The following is a 20522-nucleotide window of genomic DNA, read 5'->3' on the forward strand; positions in this document are numbered from 1 at the left end:
TCACCATCAGACACGGTGACGGGAGGTGCAAAGGGGATGCAAGTTACCCAATATCACCCCCGTTTTGTAGGATTCCTACAACGCTGATCGTAGGGTTTGGTCGCGCCTGGCTACCCCGCAAAGGCGTCTGATCCGGAAGAGTCGAGACGTGCTCGCCGTACTCTCGCCCGGCCAGGGTTCCCAGAAGCCCGGCTTCCTGACCCCCTGGCTCGCCCTCCCCGGCGCCGGGGACCGCCTGACCGAGTGGTCCGCCCTCGCCGGGATCGACCTGCTGCACCTCGGCACCCAGGCCGACGCCGAGGAGATCAAGGACACCGCCCGGACCCAACCGCTGCTGGTCGCCGCCGCCCTGCTGGCCGGCGAACAACTGCCAATGGAGCAGGTCGCCGTGGTCGCCGGGCACAGCGTCGGAGAGCTGAGCGCCGCCGCCCTCGCCGGAGTGCTGACGCCCGGCGCCGCGATCACCCTCGCCGGGGTCCGCGGCCGGGAGATGGCCGCCGCCTGCGCCCTCGAGCCGACCGGCATGAGCGCCGTGCTCGGCGGCGACCCGGACGAGGTGGTCGCCACGATCGAGAAACACGGCCTCTACGCCGCCAACCGCAACGGCGCCGGCCAGATCGTCGCCGCCGGCGCTTTGGCGGCGCTGGCCGAGTTCACCGCCGCTCCCCCGGCCCGTGTCCGGGTGATCTCGCTGCCGGTGGCCGGGGCCTTCCACACGCCGTACATGTCTCCCGCCAAGACCGCGCTGGCCGCCGTCGCGGACGGGATGACCCCGCGCGACCCAGCCCGCACCCTGCTGTCGAACGCGGACGGAACCGCAGTGCCGAGCGGCGCGGAGATGGTCGCGCGCCTGGTCCGCCAGGTCACCGCCCCGGTCCGGTGGGACCTGTGCATGCTGGCCCTCAAGGAGCTCGGCGTCACCGGTGTCATCGAGCTGCCGCCGGCCGGCAGCCTCGCGGGCCTGATCAAGCGCGAGCTCAAGGGTGACAGCGCTCCCCAGATCGTCACGCTGAACACCCCGGACGACCTTCCCGCAGCCCGCGATCTGATCGCCCGCATCCAAGGAGAAGCACGATGACCGCGGGTTCCCGCATCGTCGCGATGGGCCATTACCAGCCGTCGCGGGTGGTCACCAACGATGACCTGGCCAGCACGCTGGACACCAACGACGCCTGGGTCCGGGACCGCGTCGGCATCGCTGAGCGGCGGGTCGCCGACGGCGAGTCGGTCGCCGACATGGCCACCTTCGCGGCCGAGAAGGCGCTCGCCGCGTCGGGGCTCAGCGCGGCCGACATCGACCTGGTCGTCGTCGCCACCTGCTCGGCGATCGACCGCTGCCCGAACGTGGCGACCCGTGTCGCGGCGCGCCTCGGCATCGTCGCCCCGGGGGCGTACGACCTGAACACCGCCTGCTCCGGCTTCTCCTACGCGCTCGCCAGCGCCGACCACGCGATCCGCGCCGGCGCCTCCCGCCACGCCCTGGTGATCGGCTCGGAGAAGCTCTCCGACATCACCGACTGGACCGACCGCACCACCGCCGTGCTCTTCGGCGACGGTGCGGGCGCGGCCGTGCTCAGCGCGGTCCCGGACGGCGAGCGACCCGGGGTCGGCCCGGTGCTCTGGGGCTCCGCCCCCGACAAGGGCGACGCGCTGAAGATCGAGGGCTGGCAGCCGTACATCAAGCAGGTGGGCCAGGTGGTCTTCCGCTGGGCGACGACCGAGCTCGCCCCGTTCGCGATCGAGGTCTGCAAGCGTGCCGGCGTCGAGCCGTCGGAGCTGGCCGCCTTCGTCCCGCACCAGGCCAACACCCGGATCATCGACGGCATCGTCAAGCGGATCGGCCTGAACCCGGACGCGATCGTCGCCAAGGACCTCGTCGAGTCGGGCAACACGTCCGCGGCGAGCGTCCCGCTGGCCCTGTCCAAGCTGATCGAGCGCCGCGAGGTGCCCTCCGGGGCCCCGGTGCTGCTGTTCGGCTTCGGCGGCGGCCTCACCTACGCCGGCCAGGTCGTCCGCTGCCCCTGAGCAGCGCCGTCCGAGCCGCCGACAGTGAGACATGTTCAGGACGGTGGAGACCAAGCTCCTGAGCAAGCCTCAATCCGCACCATCGAGAGGAAAGATTCCCACAATGGCAACTCGCACAGAGATCACCTCCGGCCTCGCCGAGATCCTCGAGGAGGTCGCCGGGGTGAACCCGGACGACGTCGCCGAGGAGAAGTCCTTCACCGACGACCTGGACGTCGACTCGCTGTCCATGGTCGAGGTCGTGGTGGCCGCCGAGGAGAAGTTCGGCGTCAAGATCCCCGACAACGAGGTGCAGAACCTCAAGACCGTCGGCGACGCCGTCAGCTACATCGAGGCGAACCACTGACATGAGCACCGTGGACGTCGTCGTCACCGGGCTCGGCGCGACGACCCCGCTGGGCGGGGACGTCGCGTCCACCTGGGACGCATTGCTCGCCGGCCGCTCCGGGGTGGGTCCGCTCACCCAGGAGTGGGCTGGTTCCCTCCCGGTGCGGATCGCCGCACAACTCGCCGTCGAACCCTCCGAGGTGATCGAGCGGGTCAAACTACGCCGGATGGACCGTTCCGAGGCGATGGCCTTGATCGCGGCCAAAGAGGCCTGGGCCGACGCCGGGCTCGCCGGCACCGGTCTGGACGCCGAACGCCTCGCGGTCAGCTTCGGCAGCGGCATAGGCGGTGCGATCACCCTGCTCGACCAGGACGACATCCTGGAGAAGCACGGGCCGCGGCGGGTCAGCCCGCACACCGTGCCGATGCTCATGCCGAACGGCCCGGCCGCCTACATCGGCCTGGAACTCGGCGCCAGGGCCGGCGTCCGGGCGATGGCCAGCGCCTGCGCCACCGGCGCAGAAGCGGTCGCGCTCGGTCTCGACCTGATCCGCCTGGGCCGTGCCGACGTGGTGGTGGCCGGCAGCACCGAGGCCGTCATCCACCCCCTGCCGGTCGCCGGTTTCGCCTCGATGCGGGCCATGTCGACCCGCAACGACGACCCGGAACGCGCCTCCCGCCCGTGGGACAAGGGCCGAGACGGTTTCGTCCTCGGCGAGGGCGCCGGCGCGCTGATCCTGGAGCGGGCCGACCACGCGGCCGCCCGTGGCGCCCGGATCTACGCACGTCTCGCCGGCGCGGGCATCACGTCGGACGGATACGACATCGTCCAGCCCGACCCGGAGTGCCGCGGCGGCATCCGTGCCATGCGGATGGCGATCGAGGACGCTGGCCTGACCGGCACCGACATCCACCACGTGAACGCCCACGCCACCTCGACCCCGGTCGGCGACATGGGCGAGATCATGGGCATCCGGACCGCCGTCGGTGATCACCCGATCCTGACGTCGACCAAGTCGATGACCGGCCACCTGCTCGGCGCCGCCGGCGCGCTCGAGTCGATCGCGGCCATCCTGGCCCTCCGGGACGGCATCATCCCCCCCACCATCAACCTCGACGACCCGGACGATCGCCTCGACCTGGAGGTGGCTGCCCACAAGGCGCGGACCGCCGACATCCAGGCGGCGATGAACAACTCGTTCGGCTTCGGCGGCCACAACGTGGCGCTGGTCTTCACCCGCGCCTGACCACCTGCCCGACCCGCGAGCCGTTCCCCGGGCGTCACCCCGACCCCGAGGAGCGGCTCCGCCGGCTTTCCGGCCCGATCAACCCCTTTCGGTGGTACGCGCCTCGCCGCACCCCACCGCACCAGCGGCGTCCCGGGCCTACCACGCCAGGCGGCGGCCGGTCCGGGCCGCAGCGCACCCGCCGGGCCGCTGCCCACTCCCGGCCACGCACTCCCGGGCACCGCTCCCGGGCGATCCGCCTCCGGCCGGCCGATCCGCTGGTGGTCAATCCCGCCAGCCGTAGCCCAGACATGCCTCCGCGGCCTCGATACGCGTCCCCGCTACGGCCGGGCCCGCTCAGCCCACCCAGCCGTAGCCCAAAGGCGCTGTCCAGCCGCCTCAAGACACGCGAGCGACGGCTGGCGGTTCGGAACTGACCCGGCCGTAGCCCAAAGGCGCCGTCCAGCCGCTGTGAGGGGCGTGAGCGACGGCTGAGGGCCGGAACTGAGCCGGCCGTAGACCACGCGCCCCACACGTGCTTCCAGGGGTGACGGTGCTACGGCTGGGGGGTGAGCAGCGGCTCTGCCCGAAAGACGCGCTGGGGCCGGGAGTAGCAACGGCGTCGCGCGGGAGCCACGCGACGCCGTTGGTGCGGTTGGGGGCGGCGAGGCCCGTACCGCCGCTATTTGACGCAGGCGCTCCGCGGCAGATTGCCGACCGCGATGGGTGAGCGCCCGGGCGCCTTCGCTTTCCCGGCGATGACCGCGGCCAGCGCGGTGAGCGAGAGCCGGCTGGACGAGTAGGTCGCGATCAGCGTCGGCGTCGCCGCCTGGGCGAGCAGACCGGGCGAGTCCATGATGACCGTGATCGCGGCGGCGTCGTCGAGGTCGATGCGCTCGTCGCCGTAACCGACGAGCCGGATGACCGCGCCGCCGGACGCCTGGACCTGCATGCCGGCGTCCTGGAGAGCCTTGATCAAGGTGGCGCGGGCGACCTCGCGGCTGGCGGGGGCGAAGACCGAGACCGGCCCGGTGATCAGCGGGCCGGCGCAGTTGCCGCGGAGGACGGTGACGGCGGCGGCGTTGAGCGACGACACGGCCTGCTCGTGGGACGTGGAGCCGATCACCGAGAGATCGGGCTGCGGGGTCTGCGCGGTGCGGAACTTGAGCGTGAGGATCCGGGTGACCGCTTCGGTGAGGCGTTCACGTTTGAGGCTGCCGTCTTTCAAGCCGGTCAGGATGCCGTCCCGGGCGGCGGCGATGTCCGGCGGCATGAGCAGCATGTCGTTGCCGGCGTTGAGGGCCCGCACGGCGGCTTCTCCGGCCGGCCACTTCCGGGCGGGTTCCATGTTCATGGCGTCGGTGACCGCGACGCCGGTGAACTTGAGCTGCCCGCGCAGCACCTCCGTCATGATCTTGTGGGAGAAGGTGGCGGGCACGCCCTTGTCGATCGACTGCAGGTCGAGGTGGCCGGACATGACGACGCCGGCCCCGGCCTGGACGCCGGACTGGAACGGCGGCAGGTCCTGCTTCTCCCAGGTCGCCCGGTCCTGCCGGATCGGCGGCAGCACGTCGTGGCTGTCCGCGGTGGTGTGGCCGTGCCCGGGGAAGTGCTTGAGCGCGGCGGCCACACCGGCCGACTGGAGACCGCGGACGGCGGCGGCGACCTGCTCGGCGTTGGCTTTCGGGTCGCTGCCGAACGAGCGGGAGCCGATGATGCCGCCGCCGGTCGGGTACAGGGTGTCGGCGACCGGGGCGAAGTCGACGGTGACGCCCATCGCGGCGAGCTCCGCGCCGGCCGCGCGCCAGGCGCCCTCGGTCAGGGCGGGCTGTCCGGCGGCGCCGAAGGCCATGGCGGCCGGAAGCATGGTGACGCCCTCGGTGACCCGGGTGACGATGCCGTACTCCTGGTCCATGCCGATCATCAGGGGCGCCGCGGCCGGCAGTTTGGCCGCGGCCTCCTGCAGGCCGGCGGTGAGGAGGCGGACCTGTTTCGGGTTCTCCACGTTGGTGGTGGGGTTGGTCTTGCCGGTCGGGTCGCCGGGGGTGAATCCGACCAGGATCAGGCCGCCGAGCCGGTACTTGGCGATCATCTCGGCCGGGGTGCGGACGCCGGCGAGTTTCTGGTTGCCCTCCGCGTTGACCCCGTCGACCTCGTTGGCCGAGCCGCCGTAGGCGTAGGGCATCAGGACCTGGCCGGCCAGGTCCTCGTCGCTGAGGCGGGCGACCACTTCGGCGGCCCGGGCAGCCGGGTCGCCGGTCGCGGAGGGCGCGGCGCTCATCGAGGCGGACGGCATGGTCGGCGGGGCGGCGCTCGGTGCGGCCGCGGTCGGCGCCGGCTCGTCACCGCAGGCTCCCAGGACCAGGAGCAGGGGTACGACGAGAGCGCGCGACAGATATCTCACGAAGGCCATCGAACCAGTTCACGGCAAACGTCGCCAGTTGGACCCCCCGACGCGTTTTGGGCATGCTTCAGGGGGATTTGCCCTGAACCTCTGGCCGCGCTCAGCCGACCCTGGTCAGCAGGGTCACCGGCGCGCCGTCGCCCGCATAGCGGTAGGGCTCCAGCTCGACGTCCCAGGCGGTGCCGAGCGCCTTCTCCAGCGCATGCGACAGCGCCTCGGGCGCGCGGACCGAGGACATGATGGCGCGCAGCCGGTCCTCCCCGATCTGGATGTCGCCCGACGCGCCCATGACCCCGTGGAACAGCCCACGACCGGGAACGTGCATGAACCGCTCCCCGTCAACGCCCGGGCTGGGCTCCTCGGTAACCTCGAATCGGATCATGGGCCACTGTCGCAGGGCAGCAGCCAGCTCGGCGCCAGTACCAGCACGGCCGGTCCAGCTGCACTCGGCTCGGCGCATGCTCGGATCGACCGGTTGCACGGTCCATTGCAGATTGACCGGCGCGGTCAGGACGCGCGCGATCGCCCACTCGACATGCTGGCACACGGCGAGTGGGGTCGAGTGGACGTATACGACGCCACACGTTGGCACGGTGACCTCCCGGAGACCGAGGTGCGTCTTCCCCTACGACCTCGACCGCGGTTGATCGTGTCCCATGATGCCGGGTGGTACGGACGGTGCGCCAGAGAATCCGCAACATCGACTATGGGAGCTGCCGTAGTGGCATACCCTGCCCAACGCCCTTACCTGCTCCGACGGTATGGTTCGGTGGCCGTCGTGTAGAGTTGCCACGGCCTTTTTTCTACTCTTCTCAGCTTTCCTTCAAGGAGTACCGCCGTGGCGAGCAACACTTCAAAGACCGCCCGCGCATCAGTCCGCGCCGGCCAGGGCACCGGTGGCGCCCTCAGCGTGCTCGGTGAGTACAAGTACCTCATCCCGCTCGCCAACGGCCGCTTCGCGTATGTGCGCAACCTGACCAACGGCAAGACCCAGCACCTCAGGACCGACTCCGACGCGTTCGTCGAGGAGATCCGCGTCCTGAGCGCGGCCGGCCACGGCGCCAAGATCCGCGCCGAGCTGAACGGCCTGCACACCGCCAGCCCGGAGCACGGCTGGGACAACGTGGAGAAGCGGCTCGTCGACGCCGGCGTCTTCGAGGGCTGAGCAGCCGCTCACTGAACGACCACACGAGAAGGCGCCTCCCGGTTTCCGCCGGGAGGCGCCTTTTCGCATGATCAGCCAATCCGGATCAAGGCCGGTCCGATCACCGCGGGCCGGATCCGGGCAGGAACTCGACCCAGCCGCTGTCCAGGTCGTAGACCGCCCCGGCGACGTCGATCTTGCCCGCCGCGATCCCCTCGGCCAGTCCGGGGACGTCGCGCAGCCGCTCGACGGTCCGGCCCACGTGCACCCGCACCGCCCTCTCCGCCGCGTCCTCGCCGTCCAGGCCGGCCTCGTGCACCGCCGGGGCCAACTCGTCCACCAGGTAGCCGACGTAGCCCACGTCGGCGCCGGGGGTGGCGCCGGCCCGCACCGCCTCCACGGTGGCGTGCACCGCGCCGCACCGCTTGTGGCCCACCACGAGGACCAGGGAGACGCCCAGCTCGGCCACCGCGAAGTTGATCGAGCCGATCAGCGAGCGGTCCAGCACGTGCGCGCCGGAGCGGGCCACGCAGATCGAGCCGAACGTCTGGTCGAAGATCGCCTCCAGCGGGACCCGGGAGTCGATGCAGCCGAACACCAGCGAGTGCGGTTTCTGCCCGTTGGCCGTGGCGGCCGCATGGGCGACATCGTGGCCGTAACGGGGACGGCCGTAGACGAATCGCTTGTTGCCCGCGATGAGTTCACTCAAGGCGGCGGTGGGCGTGCTGACCTGGGCGTCGTGAGCGGCCGTCATGGTGGAGATTTTCGCTGCCTGAGCGCCCGGGGAAAGTGATTGCGAGCTAACTCACTGTTTCACCGGAATCCGAGCCGGTCGCATGAGAAATCCCGTGGAAACATGCTGGCAATACCAGTGATCACGAGTGATGCTGATTACCCGCGGGTACTGCGGGGAACCGTGACCCCACGGAGGTACCCATGATCGCGCTTACCGACGGCGTACGGCTGAACGTCTCGGTGACCGGCCCAGACGACGCACCGGTCACCGTTGTCCTTTCTCACGGCTGGTGCCAGGACCATCGCACCTGGCGCGAGCAGATCGCCGCCCTGGGCGAGATGGGGCGCAAGGCTCCGCGGGTGATCGCCTACGACACCCGGGGTCACGGCCGCTCCGGCGCCACCCGGCGGGGCTCGGCCACCCTGGCCCAGCTCGGCGACGACATGGCCGAGGTGATCCGCCGGTACGCCCCGTCCGGCCCGGTCGTGCTGGCCGGCCATTCGATGGGCGGCATGACGATCATGGAGTACGCCCACCGCCACCCCGAGGAGTTCTCCGCCCGGGTCGCCGGCCTGCTGCTGGTCTCCACCACCGCCGAGGGCCACACCCACACCCGGTACGGCCTGCCCCCGCAACTGGCGAGCCTGCTCCGGGTCGGTGAGACGCTCGGCGCCGGCCTGCTCGCCCGTTCCGGCGCCTGGTGCCCGCACCGGGCCGTGCTGCCCGCTCTGCGCCCGGCCCTGCGCTGGCTGCTCTTCGGCGACGAGTGCGCCGAGGAGGCGATGCTCCTGACCATGCGCGGCCTCGGCCGGGCGCCGCTGCGCTCGATCGGCGGGTTCCGGGAGTCGATCGGCACCCAGCAGCGCCTGGACACGCTGGCCGGGCTGGGTGACATGCCGGCCGCGGTGCTGGTCGGCTCGAAGGACCGGCTCACCCCGCCGGCCTGTGCCGAGTCGATCGCCCGCGCCCTGCCTTGCGCCGATGTGACGGTGGTGCCGGGCGCCGGGCACATGCTGCCGCTGGAACGGCCGGAGGAGGTTTCCGCCGCGCTTCTCAGGATCGTGCGCCGGGTGGCCCGGCAGGCGAAGCGGGCTCGGCGGCCGATCTCCTCTCCGGACCGCTCCCGCCGCGCCGCCTAGTCGTTTTCCGAGGAAATGCACACCTCGCAGGGAATCGGCGACGATCCTGAGAAGTTCGAACCATGGGGTGACCCCGGGGCTCGTTCGACGTGGGCGTGCGGGCAGGAGTAAGTTCGATTGCCCCCTTCGCGCGAGTGCCCCTGCGCGACTGGTGGTGCGCCATGAGAGGGAGAGCAGCGGACTTGAGCGACACCACCATCCTTGAGCAGGAGATCGCGATCGAGCAGCAGCACGTGGACCGGGTCTACGCCCGGCTCGCGGATCTGCGCCGGGACGCGTCCCGGGCCGAGAAGGAGGGTTATCAGCTTGCCGGGGTCGGCACCTTCGGGGCCCTGGTGGAGCGCGACGCGATGGTCTTCCACGCGGCCCGCCGCCGGCACGCGCTCGACGCCGAGCACGAGGGGCTAGTCTTCGGCCGCCTCGACCTGTTGACCGGAGCCACCCACTACGTCGGGCGGATGGGCATCCGCGACGACGGCTCGAAGCCGCTGGTGGTCGACTGGCGTGCGCCGGCCGCGGCCGCGTTCTACCGGGCCACGCCGGCCGAGCCACTCGGCGTGGTGCGCCGTCGCATGATCCAGTCGACGCGGGAACGGGTCACCGGCGTCGAGGACGACCTGCTCGATCCGGAAGCGGCGCCGGAGGACATGCGGGTGGTCGGCGACGGCGCGCTGCTGGCCAGCCTGGCCAAGGCGACCGGCCGCGGCATGCGCGACATCGTCGCCACCATCCAGCGCGAGCAGGACGACGCGATCCGCTCGCCCGCCGGCGGTGTGACGATCGTGACCGGCGGTCCGGGCACCGGCAAGACCGCGGTGGCCCTGCACCGGGCGGCCTACCTGCTCTACTCCGACCGCAGCCGGTTCGCCGGCGGCGGCATCCTGGTGGTCGGGCCGTCCGGCGTCTTCGTGGAGTACATCGCGACCGTGCTGCCCTCCCTCGGTGAGGAGACGGCCTCCTTGCGGTCGCTCGGCTCGCTGGTGCCCGGCTGGGACGCGACCCGCGTCGACTCCGGCGAGGTCGCCGCGATCAAGGGCTCGCTGCGGATGCGCCGGGTGCTGGAGCGGGCCTCGCACGACGCGGTGCCGGGCGCCCCGACCGAGCTGCGACTGCTCTACCGCGGGACGCTGCTGCGGTTGACCGCCGCCGACCTGGAGCGGATCCGGCGCGCGGCCCTGCAGCGCGGGGCCCGGCGCAACGAGGTCCGCGGGCACGGCTTCGACCGGATCTTCAACGATCTCTGGGCCCAGGCCCGGGACGCCAGGGTCAGCGGCCTGCCGGAGAAGAAGGAGTTCGAGTCCGAGCTGGCCGACCGCAACGACTTCCGGGACTTCCTGAAGGCCTGGTGGCCACGCTTCACGCCGATGCGGGTGCTGTGCTGGCTGGCCGACCCGAGCCGGCTCCGGTCGTACGCGAACGGCGTCCTCTCCCGCGACGAGATCGCCACGTTGCAGGGCTCGTTCGACGCGCTCGCCACCGAGGGGCCGACGATCTCCGACGTGGCGCTGCTGGACGAGCTGGACGAGCTGTTGGGCCGGCCCCGGCAGGCGCAGAAGAAGTCGAAGAACCCGTTCCACGTGCGCGACGGGATCCAGGAGGTCAGCACGTTCGCCGACCGGCAGGCGGCGGCCCGCGCCCAGCAGGTGCAGCGCGAGGACGACTACCGCGACTACGCGCACGTGGTGGTCGACGAGTCACAGGACGTCTCGCCGATGCAGTGGCGGATGATCGGGCGGCGTGGGCAGTACGCCTCCTGGACGATCGTCGGCGACCCGGCGCAGACGGCCTGGTCCGGGGACCCGGCCGAGCTGGACCGGGCCCGGGAGCGGGCCCTGGGCAGCCGCAAGCGCAACGCCTACGCGCTGACCACCAACTACCGGAACTCGTCGGAGATCTTCGAGGTGGCGGCGAAGGTGATCCGGACGATCATGCCGGATCTGCCGCTGCCGTCCGCGGTGCGCAGCACCGGTGTCGCGCCGGTCGATGTGGCCGCCACCGTCGAGGGCCTGCCGGAGACGGTCCGGGAACTCACCGAGAAGCAGCTCGCCGAGGTGGACGGCACGATCGGCGTGATCATGCCGGTGCCCCGCCGGGACGAGGTGGCCGGCTGGGTGGCGGGGTTGCCGGAGCGGGTCCAGGTGGTGACCGCGCTGGAGGCCAAGGGCATGGAGTACGACGCCGTGGTCCTGGTCGAGCCGTCGCAGATCGCGATCGACCCGGCCGGGGTCCGCACCCTGTACGTCGCGCTCTCCCGCGCGACGCAGCGACTGACCACGGTGGGCACGAACCCCGGCTGGCTGCGCTAGATCAGGGGATCGGCACGGCCACCGCGTTGTAGGTGGTCTCCGGCGTGGGCGGCGTGGTGAAGCGGGCGTTCGGCAGGTAGAACCGCTTGCCGTACTCGGCGATCGTGGTCGGCACGTCGAAGCTCGGGTCGGTGGTGACCGACTCGAGCCTGCCCGCCGTCGCGGACCGGTTCAGCTTGATCTCGGCGATCTGGTTGAGCCGGTTCTGCACGACGTAGAGGTCGCGGCCGCGCAGCCAGAGCCCGTCGCCGTTGGTGACGAGTGTGTCGCCGACGTCGATCCGCGAGGTCACGCCGGTTGTCGACACCCGGAACAGGAATCCGGTGTTGGACTGCACGATGATCAGGCCGCGGCCGTCCGGCGTGGTGCTGATGCCGTTGGCGTTGTTGCCGGTCCGCAGCTGGATGTCGCCGGTCAGCGGGACGGCGGTGGCCGCCGCCGGGAGTCTGCCGTGCCGCCCGAACGGGACCTTGAACAGCACGAGGTTGCGTGAGTCGGTGAACCAGGCCGCCTCGTCGGTGACGATCACGTCGTTGATGAAGGTATTGGAGCCCACCGGCTGGAGCTGGTAGGACTTCAGCACGGCGCCGGTCCGCAGGTCGAGGATCCGGGCGTCGCCGCCGGCGCCGCCGGCCACGAAGAGCCGGCCGTCGTCGATCTTGAGGCCCAGCGAGGCCGTCCCGGGGCCCTCGCTGAACGTGGCGCCCGCGCCGGTGCGCAGGTCGACGCGGTAGATGTCGCCGTCGACACGGGAGCCGAAGTAGGCGAACGGCCGGCCGCCGATGGCGATGCCCTCCGGCTGAAAACCGCTCGGCAGGGTGATTGTGCCCGGTAGTGGGGTGGTTGGCGTCGCCGCGGCGGGCGCGGCGGTTACGGTCACCGCCAGAGCGGTGACACAGACGGCATTCGCAAGGGTACGCCGGAACACGAAACGTCCTTTCCGCTGCGTAATGGGTCATCCGGATTCTTATCGCGTGAGACGACACACACAACTGATTGCACATATAGCGATGTGCGCATACATTGGCGACGACCTGCCGGACGACGGAGGGTAGACGACATGGGAGCCGGCCACGACCACGGGACTCGAGCCCTGCTCAGCAGCGGCGCCGGGCATCGACGGCGCCTCTGGTGGGCGGCGGCGCTGCTGACCGCATTCATGGTCATCGAGGCGGTCGCGGCCGTGCTCACCGGATCACTCGCGCTGCTCTCCGACGCCGGGCACATGTTCACCGACGTGCTGGCGATCGGCATGACACTGGCCGCGATCACGGCGGCCCACCGCGCCGGCACCGAGTCCGGCCGCACCTACGGGCTCTACCGGCTGGAGGTGCTGGCCGCGCTCGCCAACGCGGCGCTGCTCACCGCGGTCGCCGGGTTCGTCCTGGTGCAGGCGGTGCGACGGTTCACCGACCCGCCGCACGTGCCGGCCGGCTGGATGCTGCTGGTCGCGGTCGGCGGCCTGGCGGCCAACCTGGTGGCCTTCGCGCTGCTGCGCTCGGGGGCGAAGGAGAACATCGGCGTCCGCGGGGCCTACCTGGAGGTGATCGGCGACCTGCTCGGGTCGGCCGGCGTCATCCTGGCGGCGCTGATCATCTGGGGTACGGGATGGGCGTACGCGGACCCGATCGTCGCCGTCCTGGTGGCCCTGATGATTTTGCCCCGCACCTTCGCGCTCGGCCGGTCCGCCATCCGGATCCTGGTCCAGGCCGCCCCCGAGCACCTGGACGTCGCGGCGGTCCGGGACCGGCTGGCCGCCGTGCCCGGGGTCTGCGACGTGCACGACCTCCACGTCTGGACGCTGACCGAGGGCATGGACGTGGCGTCCGCCCATCTGAGCCTGGACTCGGCCGCCGAGTTGGGGTCGGTGCTCAGCGTGGCCCGTGAGGCGTTGCACGAAGAGTTCCACATCGACCACGCCACCCTTCAGGTGGAACCGGCCGGCGCGGGCCGCCACTGCACGCCGATCAGCTGGTGAGGCGATCGACCGGGTGATGGCGATCACGCTTGACCCCGGGGGACGATCGGCGCATGGCGTGCGGTTCCGGGCTTGAGCGCACCACCTCTCATGACATAAACGCGATCTGTACTTTTTGCGATCCGCCACGCCGGATGCGCGAAAAAGTAAGAATGCGAGACATGAGTGACGGGCGGGTCATGGTGTTCGCACCGGCCCCACAACTGACGGTGACCATCGAGCAACACCACGACGAACCGGAACTGCACGTCCATCCGGGCGGCCAGGGCATCTGGCAAACCCGGATGATCACGGTGCTCGGCGCTCAGGTGACGCTCTGCACGGCGGCCGGCGGTGAAGTGGGCCGGGTGCTGAGCCCGTTGCTCGGCGAATTGCCCGGGGTGACGCTGCGCCTGGTCAACCGCGAACACGGCAGCGGGTGGTACGTGCACGACCGCCGCGGCGGCAGCCGGCAGGAGATAGCCGAGCGCCCCGGCAGCCCGCTCTCCCGGCACGAATTGGACGAGCTCTACAACCTGACCCTCGCCGAGGGCCTGCGCGCCGGCATCGCGATCCTCAGCGGCCCGGCGCACCCCTCGGTGATCAAGGCCGAGGTGTACGGCCGGCTCGCCGCCGATCTGCGCGCGAACGGCTGTCAGGTGATCGCCGACCTGTGCAGCCGCCACCTGTCCGCGGTCCTGGAGGCCGGCATCTCGGTGCTGAAGATCAGCCACGAGGAGCTGATCGCCGACGGGAAGGCGCCGGACGGCAGCACCGGCTCCCTCGTCAAGGCGCTGGTCGAGCTGCACGAGAGCGGCGCCGAGTCGGTCCTGGTCTCCCGGGCCGACATGGGCGCGCTGGCGCTCTTCGACGGCGAGATCTACAACGTGGCGCTGCCCCGGCTCACCCCGGCCGAGCATCGCGGCGCCGGCGACTCGATGACGGCCGGAGTCGCGGCCACCCTGGCCAACGGCGGAAAGATGGACGAGGCCGTCCGGACCGGCGCGGCGGCGGGCGCGCTCAACGTCACCCGGCACGGGCTGGGCACCGGGCACGTCGACGCGGTCCGGGTCCTGACCGAGCGGGTCCGGTTGACCCCGATTGAGAAGGCATCATGACCCCGACACCGGGCAATCAGCATCGGATGCGAATCCTGATAACGAACGACGACGGCATCGAGTCCCCCGGCATCCGCTGGCTGGCGCGCACCTTCGCGCACGCGGGGTACGAGGTCGTGGTGGCCGCTCCGCTGAGCGAGTCGAGCGGCGCCAGCGCCTCGATGACCGCTGTCGTCCAGGACGGGAAGATCGTCTCGGAGCCGCGGGAACTCGCCGGGTGCAAGAACATCCCGACCTTCGGGGTGGCCGCCTCCCCCGCCTACATCGTCCTGCTGGCCTTGCGCGACGCCTTCGGGCCAGCGCCGGACATCGTGCTCTCCGGCATCAACCGGGGGGCGAACGCGGGAGCCGCGGTGGTGCACTCCGGAACCGTCGGCGCCTGCCTGACCGGGGCGCACGCCGGCCTGCACGGGCTCGCCGTCTCACTCGACGTGCTCACCCCGGCCGCCGCCAGCGCCGCCAGCGGGGGCGCCGCCATCGCGGCCCTCAACCACATCGACGACGAACAGCACCACTGGATCAGCGGGGCCGAGCTGGCGGTCCGGCTGCTGCCGTCCCTGCTGCACACGCCGCCCGGGACGGTCTTCAACCTGAACGTCCCCGACCTGCACGTGGACGGGATCCGCGGCCTGCGGCAGGCGACACTGGCACGTTTCGGCCAGGTGCAGATGAGCATCGCCGAGGCCGGCGACGGTTACGTCCGGACGGCGGTGCAGGCCGCCGAGGAGACTCTCGACCCCGGCACCGACCTGGCCGCCCTCGCCGAGAACTTCGCCGTCGTCACGCCGATCCGGGCACCGCACGAGGACGTCTCCGTGCGGATCAACGTCGACGCGGTGCACGTACAGTCCCCGGCCTACTGACACTGGGCCGAGCCGGCACTGGCCAGGCCGCCACCGGGCCGGGCCGGCGGGTCAGGCGGTGACCGTCTCGTCGAACGGCTGCGGGTTGCCGAAGAGGCCGAGCAGCCCGGTGACCCAGAGCTGCCGGTGCGCGAACCGGCTGGGCCGGGTCACGACCAGCTTGACCCCGCTCACGCCGGCCAGCTGGAACGCCGCGACGAGGGCGCTGATGCCGACCGAGTCGATGAAGGTCACGTGGCGCATGTTGAGTTCGATCCGGATGGGCGAGCCGGCGGACAGCTGAGCTGCCACGGCCTCGCGGATCTCGTACGCGTTCTCGACATCGATCTCGCCTCGCGGAGAAACCTCCACCGCACCGTCGGCCAGCGTCGACGTCGTTATCGACAGCGTCACGTCTTCCCTCCACCCACCCGGCAGATCCGGGCGTTTGTTCCTCTATACGCAGGCAGCCACGCCACCGCCCCCGGTCGGGGCGGCGAGGGTTACCCCCGAAAGGTTCGGTGAAACTGCCTGAAAGGTTAGGCCCCGAACCTGTTAGACATCTGAGTGGCTCGTGTGAACCCGGTCAACAGTACTGCGGCCCGTCAAATCGTTTTCGAACTGTGATGGCGCCTCAACCTGACGTTTGCGCCGAACCACGGGCGGGAAGATAGCTGATGACCATGTGCTGGAGGTGACGGACGATGTTCGACAAGAAGAACCGGGCCGAGAGAACCGCCGACGAGGCGTGGGAGCACCTCTCCAGCGCCTGGTCCTCAGCCGGCGAGAGCGCGGGGAGGGCAGCCGGCAAGGCCGGGCGGAAGAGCCGGAAACTGGCCACCGTCGCGGGCGACCGGGTGACTTCGGTCACCGACGAGGCTCTCGCGCGCGCCACGGCGGCCGCCGACGCGCTTGCCGGGCGGCGCCCCGCCCGGCCCTGGGGCCTGATCCTCGCCATCGGCCTGGCCGGTGTCGCGGCGGGCTGGGCCGCGGCGAGCGCGGCACGGGCGGCGATCGAGCGACAGGCGGAGGACGAGGAGATCGAACTGGCCGAGACGGCGGTGGTGGTCACCCCGACGTACGACGACCATTGATCCTGGCGGGCCGTTTGCGCTGGCCATTGCTGGACTCCCATGACGTGCCCAGGCTCTGTACAGTTGAGCGGCATTCGGCTTGCACTCCTACAGATCCTCGATCCCCGCACAGATAAGGTCCGCTGGTGCTCAGTGCAGGAAACATCCTGGACAACCGCTACCGGTTGGACGACCGCGTCGCCACCGGGGGCATGGGTGATGTCTGGCGCGGCACCGATGTGGTGCTCGGCCGCACCGTCGCCGTGAAGGTCCTCCGGACGGCGATGCTGGAGGACCCGGAGTTCGCTGCCCGGTTCTACGGCGAGGCCCGGATGATGGCCGCGTTTCGCCACCCCGGCGTGGTCGAGGTCTACGACTACGCGAGCGACGGCGACTACGAGGGCCCGGAGAAGGTCGCCTATCTGGTGATGGCGTTCGTGGAGGGCGACCCGCTCTCCAGCCGCGTCAAGGAGGGCCCGATCGCCGTCGCGGAGACGATGTCGATCGTCGCGCAGGCCGCCGACGCGCTGCACGCCGCCCACGAGAACGGGATCGTCCACCGCGACGTCAAGCCCGGCAACCTGATCGTGAAACCGACCGGCGCGGTGATCCTGGTCGACTTCGGGGTGGCCCGGTCCAACGCCATGACCAGCGTCACAGGGCTGAACGCGATCGTCGGCACCGCGCTCTACATGGCTCCGGAACAGGTCGCCAAGGGCAACCTGACGCCCGCCACCGACATCTACGCGCTGGGCGCGGTGGCGTACCACTGCATCGCGGGCCGGCCGCCCTTCGACGGTGACAACGCGCTCCAGGTGGCGCTGCGCCATCTGGAGGACGATCCCGACCCGCTGCCCGACCACGTGCCGTTCGAGGTCCGCGAGCTGATCGCCAGGGCCATGGCGAAACAGCCGGCCGACCGCTTCCAGAGCGCCGCCGAGTTCGCCGAGGCCGCCTTCGCCGCGGCCGGCCCGATCGACTGGAAACGGCTCACCGGCACCTCGATGAACGCCCCGGTCAGCCCGGCTCGTGTCGGCACCGGGGCACACCCCGCGGCTCGTTACCCCAGCGGGGCGTACCCCACCGGCAACGTCCCCACCGGCAAGTTCTCCACCGGCAACTTCCCGGCCGGCAACTTTGCCGGCGGCCAGGCGCCGACCGCGCCGATCAGCCCGGCGGCGCCGCGTCCCGTGCCGATGCAGCGCAGCATCCCGGCCCCGATCGCGGTCCCCTCGCGCCGGCAGCAGCCGGCGCAGCAGCGCTTCCTGATGTTCGTGATCCTGGGTCTCTTCGTGCTGGCCGGCGGCCTCGGCGTGGCCTTCGCGCTGACCAATGCCAACGAGACCCAGTCCGGCAACACCCCGCGTAAGGAGGCGCCCAAGCAAGCGCCGGTGCCGGTCGAGTCCGTGGAGCCCACCGACGAGGCCCTGCCGGCCGAGTCACAGGCGGTCACGACGAAGCCGCAGACCAGCAAGCCGCGCACCGCACCGGCGAGCAGCTCCCCCAAGCCGACGACGCCGTCGCCCAGCGCCTCCTCGGCCTCCCCGAGCCCGTCGACGCCCTCACCGAGTCCGAGCAAGACGACGGAGAGTCCCAGCCCGACGACCCCGGAGATCCCGCCGTCCCTGCCGGTCGGCGCCCCGAACCTCGGCCTCCCTGACCTCGGCACCTGAAAAACAACTAATCCTCAACTCGGGCAGGCCACGGCCGATGCTTCCGGCGGCACGGAGAACCAGCCGGGCCGATACGGGAAGAGGGTCGCACCACGATGACAGTCCAGACTCCGCAGGAGCCGGGGCACTACCCGAGCGCACCACCCTGGGCCACCCCGCCGGAGCCCGCGTGGGAGCCGGCGCCGCCGCACACCGCCGCGCTGTTCGGTGGGTCGGTGCCGCCCTACGACTCCCCGGACTACAAGCACGGTCAGCTCCTGGTGCCGTTCCCCGGCGAGGTGCAGGCCGGGCACCGGCCGGACGCGCCGTCCTGGTGGCCGGTGGTGCTGTGGACGTTGATGTTCAGCGCGCTCGGGGTGCTCTCGGCGTTGCGGCGCTCGGCGCAGGCCCACCGGTTCGGCCGCGCCCGCCGCCCGTACTGGATCGCGTTCGGCGCGACCCTGCTGGCCGGCGCCGCCTTCTGGTCGGCGCTGACCTTCGGCGCGGCGATCCCGCTGTACCGGTACCACGAGGAGAGCGGCATCACGGCGCGGCTGCAGACCGCCCTGGTCTCGGACGCGCGGATCACCAAGCGGTTCGGTACGGTGTCCGCCGTCGAGTGCACGCCCGAGGGCGATCGCACAGCCGAGGGGCTGCGCACCTATCTGTGCACCGTCCAGCTGTCCACCGGCAAGGCCAACGGGCTCTACGTCGAGGCCGGCACCGAGGGCGACTGGCAGGAGAAGGAGTGAGCGGGCCGGATCACCGGCCCGCCCACCACGGGCTCAGAAGGTGACCGGCACACCTTCGCGGACGAGCCGCCAGTTCGTCACGAAGAACTCGGCCGGGTCGATCCGGCCCTTGGCCTGCGCCCAGTCGATCAGGAGCTGGCGGATCTCCTGCTGCGCGTTGTAGACCTGGGTCTTCACGATGCCCGGGAAACTGCCGCCGCCGGAGCGCCGGTAGTTGTTGACGGCGACCACGAACCGCGCGCCGGCGTCGACGTCCGCCCCGCCGATCTGCAAGCGGGTGATCCGGCTGCCGACCGGCTTGCTGATGTCGATGTCGTAGTCGACGCCGGAGAACACGTCGTAGTTGTAGTCCGGCACCGCCGGGTCGCTGATCGTCGCCGGGTCGACCGGGGTGCCCGGCGCGTGGGTGACGAAGTACTTCGCCGAGTGCTCCAGGTACGCCTTCACCTCGGCGCCGGTCAGCACGACCGCTTCCAGGGTGTTGTCGAAGATGTAGAGCCCGGCGACATCCTTGATCTTCACGTCACCCTGCGGGAACACCGCGGTCCGGCTGAACGGTGCCGCGATCGACAGGACCGGCAGGCCGGCGTACGAGGTGCCGGCCAGCGCCGCCGTGACGGTGTCGGTCTGCACCTTGTTGATGTAGTCGAGGATCGCGGTGTCCTCGTACCGGCTGGTCGCGGCGGACAGCTCCACCGTGGAGGCGGCCACCACCTGGTTGACGTACGCCACGGTCTTCTCGTGCTGTTTCCTGACCACCGCGAGGACCTTGGGGTCGGCCTCGACCGTGTTGGTGTTCAGCGAGGTCGCGGCCTTGGTGGTGATCTTCCACTGGCCCTTGACGCGGGTGATGTCGAAGTCCATCTTGGTGAGCCGCTGGCCCCACTTCGACGGCTCGGAGAGCAGCACCTGCTCGCCGGTCTTCAGGTTGGTGACGAACCGCTGCGGCACCTCGCGGTGCGCGTGCCCGAAGAGGATCGCGTCGATGCCGGGCACCTGCTCGGCGATCAGCGCGGTCGGGTTCTCGTTCGGCAGCTCGGGGCCGTAGCTGGAGGTGCCGCTGTCACCGCCGTGCGCGGAGATCAGCACGATGTCCGCGCCACGGGCCCGCATGATCGGCACCCACTTCGCCGCCGCGGCGATCATGTCGGTGAACTGGATCCTGCCCTCGACGTTCGCCTTGTCCCAGATCGCCGATCCCGGGTTGGTGAGACCCAGGATGCCGACGCGCAGCGTCGGCGCGTGCCGGCCCAGCGAGACCTTCTTGATGACGTACGGGGTGAACGCCGGCCGGCCGGTCTTGACGCTGATCGCGTTCGCCGCCAGGGCCGGGAAGCCGAGCTGACGGATCCACAGGTTCAGCAGCGGCAGACCGTAGTTGAACTCGTGGTTGCCGAGCGTGACGGCGTCGTAGTTCAGCACGTTCATGGCCCGGGCCATCGGGTGCTTCTCGCCGGTCGCGGTGATCGGCTCCTGCTTGGCGTAGTACGTCGCCAGCGGGGTGCCCTGGATCGTGTCGCCCGCGTCCAGCACCAGCACCGGGCCGGTCGCCTCGGCGCGCAGCTTGTTCACCAGCGCGGCCAGCTTGGCCACGCCGATGTCGTTGTGGGCGCTGTCGTCGTACTCCGTGTCCTTGTAGTAGTCCCAGTTGTAGACGTTGCCGTGCGTGTCCGACGTGCCCAGGACGGTCAGGCGGTAGGTGGTCGTCCCGCCGCCGGGGTGGCCGGCCTGCGCCGCTTCGGAGACGACGAGCGGCGCGGCGACGCCGGCCGCGGACGCGGCCAGGACGCTCCGCCGGGATACGCCGGGGGAAAGGGTCAT

The 20522-nt window shown here is 71.0% G+C and carries 18 protein-coding genes and 1 pseudogene; 13 read left to right on the forward strand and 6 right to left on the reverse strand.

All coding sequences use genetic code 11. From position 1 onward, the window contains the following. Positions 1 to 148: 148 nt before the first annotated feature. From QLQ12_RS05875 to fabF, 4 genes and pseudogenes are all read left to right on the forward strand, one after another. Positions 149 to 1072: pseudogene (locus QLQ12_RS05875) on the forward strand (ACP S-malonyltransferase); the annotation flags it as partial. Between the two features lie 2 nt (positions 1073 to 1074). Continuing rightward, a complete protein-coding gene (locus QLQ12_RS05880; RefSeq protein ID WP_282757628.1) occupies positions 1075 to 2025 on the forward strand; it encodes a beta-ketoacyl-ACP synthase III in 951 nt (316 codons plus the stop codon). Positions 2026 to 2128: 103 nt separating this feature from the next. Beyond that, entirely contained in the window at positions 2129 to 2371 is a 243-nt protein-coding gene (locus QLQ12_RS05885) for an acyl carrier protein (protein WP_183226129.1), read from the forward strand. Between the two features lies 1 nt (position 2372). Beyond that, positions 2373 to 3599 carry a beta-ketoacyl-ACP synthase II gene (fabF, locus tag QLQ12_RS05890; protein WP_282757632.1) on the forward strand — a complete coding sequence of 409 codons (1227 nt, stop codon included), beginning with the start codon at positions 2373 to 2375 and terminating at the stop codon, positions 3597 to 3599. Positions 3600 to 4260: 661 nt separating this feature from the next. On the opposite strand, the gene QLQ12_RS05895 is transcribed toward fabF, so the two are convergent. Both QLQ12_RS05895 and QLQ12_RS05900 read right to left on the reverse strand, forming a co-directional pair. Next, the gene (locus QLQ12_RS05895) at positions 4261 to 5991 is read right to left on the reverse strand and encodes a glycoside hydrolase family 3 protein (RefSeq protein WP_407651419.1); all 1731 of its coding nucleotides are present in this window, start codon (positions 5989 to 5991) and stop codon (positions 4261 to 4263) included. Between the two features lie 91 nt (positions 5992 to 6082). Then, positions 6083 to 6574: a DUF3145 domain-containing protein gene (locus QLQ12_RS05900; protein WP_093611019.1), complete on the reverse strand. Its 492-nt coding sequence runs from the start codon at positions 6572 to 6574 to the stop codon at positions 6083 to 6085. A gap of 246 nt (positions 6575 to 6820) precedes the next feature. Between QLQ12_RS05900 and QLQ12_RS05905 the strand changes: the two genes are divergently transcribed. Further along, the gene (locus QLQ12_RS05905) at positions 6821 to 7147 is read left to right on the forward strand and encodes a hypothetical protein (protein ID WP_282757635.1); all 327 of its coding nucleotides are present in this window, start codon (positions 6821 to 6823) and stop codon (positions 7145 to 7147) included. Positions 7148 to 7247: 100 nt separating this feature from the next. Here the strand turns inward: QLQ12_RS05905 and QLQ12_RS05910 are convergent, their stop codons facing one another. Then, the gene (locus tag QLQ12_RS05910) at positions 7248 to 7880 is read right to left on the reverse strand and encodes a carbonic anhydrase (protein WP_282757636.1); all 633 of its coding nucleotides are present in this window, start codon (positions 7878 to 7880) and stop codon (positions 7248 to 7250) included. Positions 7881 to 8062: 182 nt separating this feature from the next. Here QLQ12_RS05910 and QLQ12_RS05915 point away from each other — a divergent pair, with 182 nt between their 5' ends. Both QLQ12_RS05915 and QLQ12_RS05920 read left to right on the forward strand, forming a co-directional pair. After that, positions 8063 to 9001, forward strand: coding sequence for an alpha/beta fold hydrolase (locus tag QLQ12_RS05915; protein WP_282757638.1), 939 nt, complete (start codon positions 8063 to 8065; stop codon positions 8999 to 9001). A gap of 182 nt (positions 9002 to 9183) precedes the next feature. Further along, positions 9184 to 11307, forward strand: a complete 2124-nt coding sequence (locus QLQ12_RS05920; protein ID WP_282757640.1) for a HelD family protein — start codon at positions 9184 to 9186, stop codon at positions 11305 to 11307. A gap of 1 nt (position 11308) precedes the next feature. Here the strand turns inward: QLQ12_RS05920 and QLQ12_RS05925 are convergent, their stop codons facing one another. Then, positions 11309 to 12235, reverse strand: coding sequence for an SMP-30/gluconolactonase/LRE family protein (locus tag QLQ12_RS05925; RefSeq protein ID WP_282757642.1), 927 nt, complete (start codon positions 12233 to 12235; stop codon positions 11309 to 11311). 132 nt (positions 12236 to 12367) lie between these two features. Between QLQ12_RS05925 and QLQ12_RS05930 the strand changes: the two genes are divergently transcribed. From QLQ12_RS05930 to surE, 3 genes are all read left to right on the forward strand, one after another. Beyond that, on the forward strand, positions 12368 to 13285 hold the full coding sequence (locus QLQ12_RS05930; protein ID WP_282757644.1) for a cation diffusion facilitator family transporter: 918 nt from the start codon (positions 12368 to 12370) through the stop codon (positions 13283 to 13285). 152 nt (positions 13286 to 13437) lie between these two features. Continuing rightward, positions 13438 to 14382: a PfkB family carbohydrate kinase gene (locus QLQ12_RS05935; protein ID WP_282757645.1), complete on the forward strand. Its 945-nt coding sequence runs from the start codon at positions 13438 to 13440 to the stop codon at positions 14380 to 14382. 26 nt (positions 14383 to 14408) lie between these two features. Further along, on the forward strand, positions 14409 to 15245 hold the full coding sequence (surE, locus tag QLQ12_RS05940; protein WP_282757646.1) for a 5'/3'-nucleotidase SurE: 837 nt from the start codon (positions 14409 to 14411) through the stop codon (positions 15243 to 15245). Between the two features lie 51 nt (positions 15246 to 15296). On the opposite strand, the gene QLQ12_RS05945 is transcribed toward surE, so the two are convergent. Beyond that, positions 15297 to 15638: an STAS domain-containing protein gene (locus QLQ12_RS05945; protein ID WP_282757647.1), complete on the reverse strand. Its 342-nt coding sequence runs from the start codon at positions 15636 to 15638 to the stop codon at positions 15297 to 15299. A gap of 290 nt (positions 15639 to 15928) precedes the next feature. Here QLQ12_RS05945 and QLQ12_RS05950 point away from each other — a divergent pair, with 290 nt between their 5' ends. From QLQ12_RS05950 to QLQ12_RS05960, 3 genes are all read left to right on the forward strand, one after another. Continuing rightward, positions 15929 to 16318 (forward strand): hypothetical protein, encoded by a 390-nt coding sequence (locus QLQ12_RS05950; RefSeq protein WP_282757649.1) that lies wholly within the window; start codon positions 15929 to 15931, stop codon positions 16316 to 16318. Positions 16319 to 16443: 125 nt separating this feature from the next. Next, entirely contained in the window at positions 16444 to 17970 is a 1527-nt protein-coding gene (locus tag QLQ12_RS05955) for a serine/threonine-protein kinase (protein WP_282757650.1), read from the forward strand. Between the two features lie 95 nt (positions 17971 to 18065). Beyond that, entirely contained in the window at positions 18066 to 18701 is a 636-nt protein-coding gene (locus QLQ12_RS05960; RefSeq protein ID WP_282757652.1) for a hypothetical protein, read from the forward strand. A 33-nt stretch (positions 18702 to 18734) separates the two neighbouring features. Here the strand turns inward: QLQ12_RS05960 and QLQ12_RS05965 are convergent, their stop codons facing one another. Further along, the gene (locus QLQ12_RS05965; RefSeq protein WP_282757654.1) at positions 18735 to 20522 is read right to left on the reverse strand and encodes a bifunctional metallophosphatase/5'-nucleotidase; all 1788 of its coding nucleotides are present in this window, start codon (positions 20520 to 20522) and stop codon (positions 18735 to 18737) included.

The organism is Actinoplanes sandaracinus (assembly GCF_030009775.1).
GTDB classification, from domain to species: domain Bacteria; phylum Actinomycetota; class Actinomycetes; order Mycobacteriales; family Micromonosporaceae; genus Actinoplanes; species Actinoplanes sandaracinus.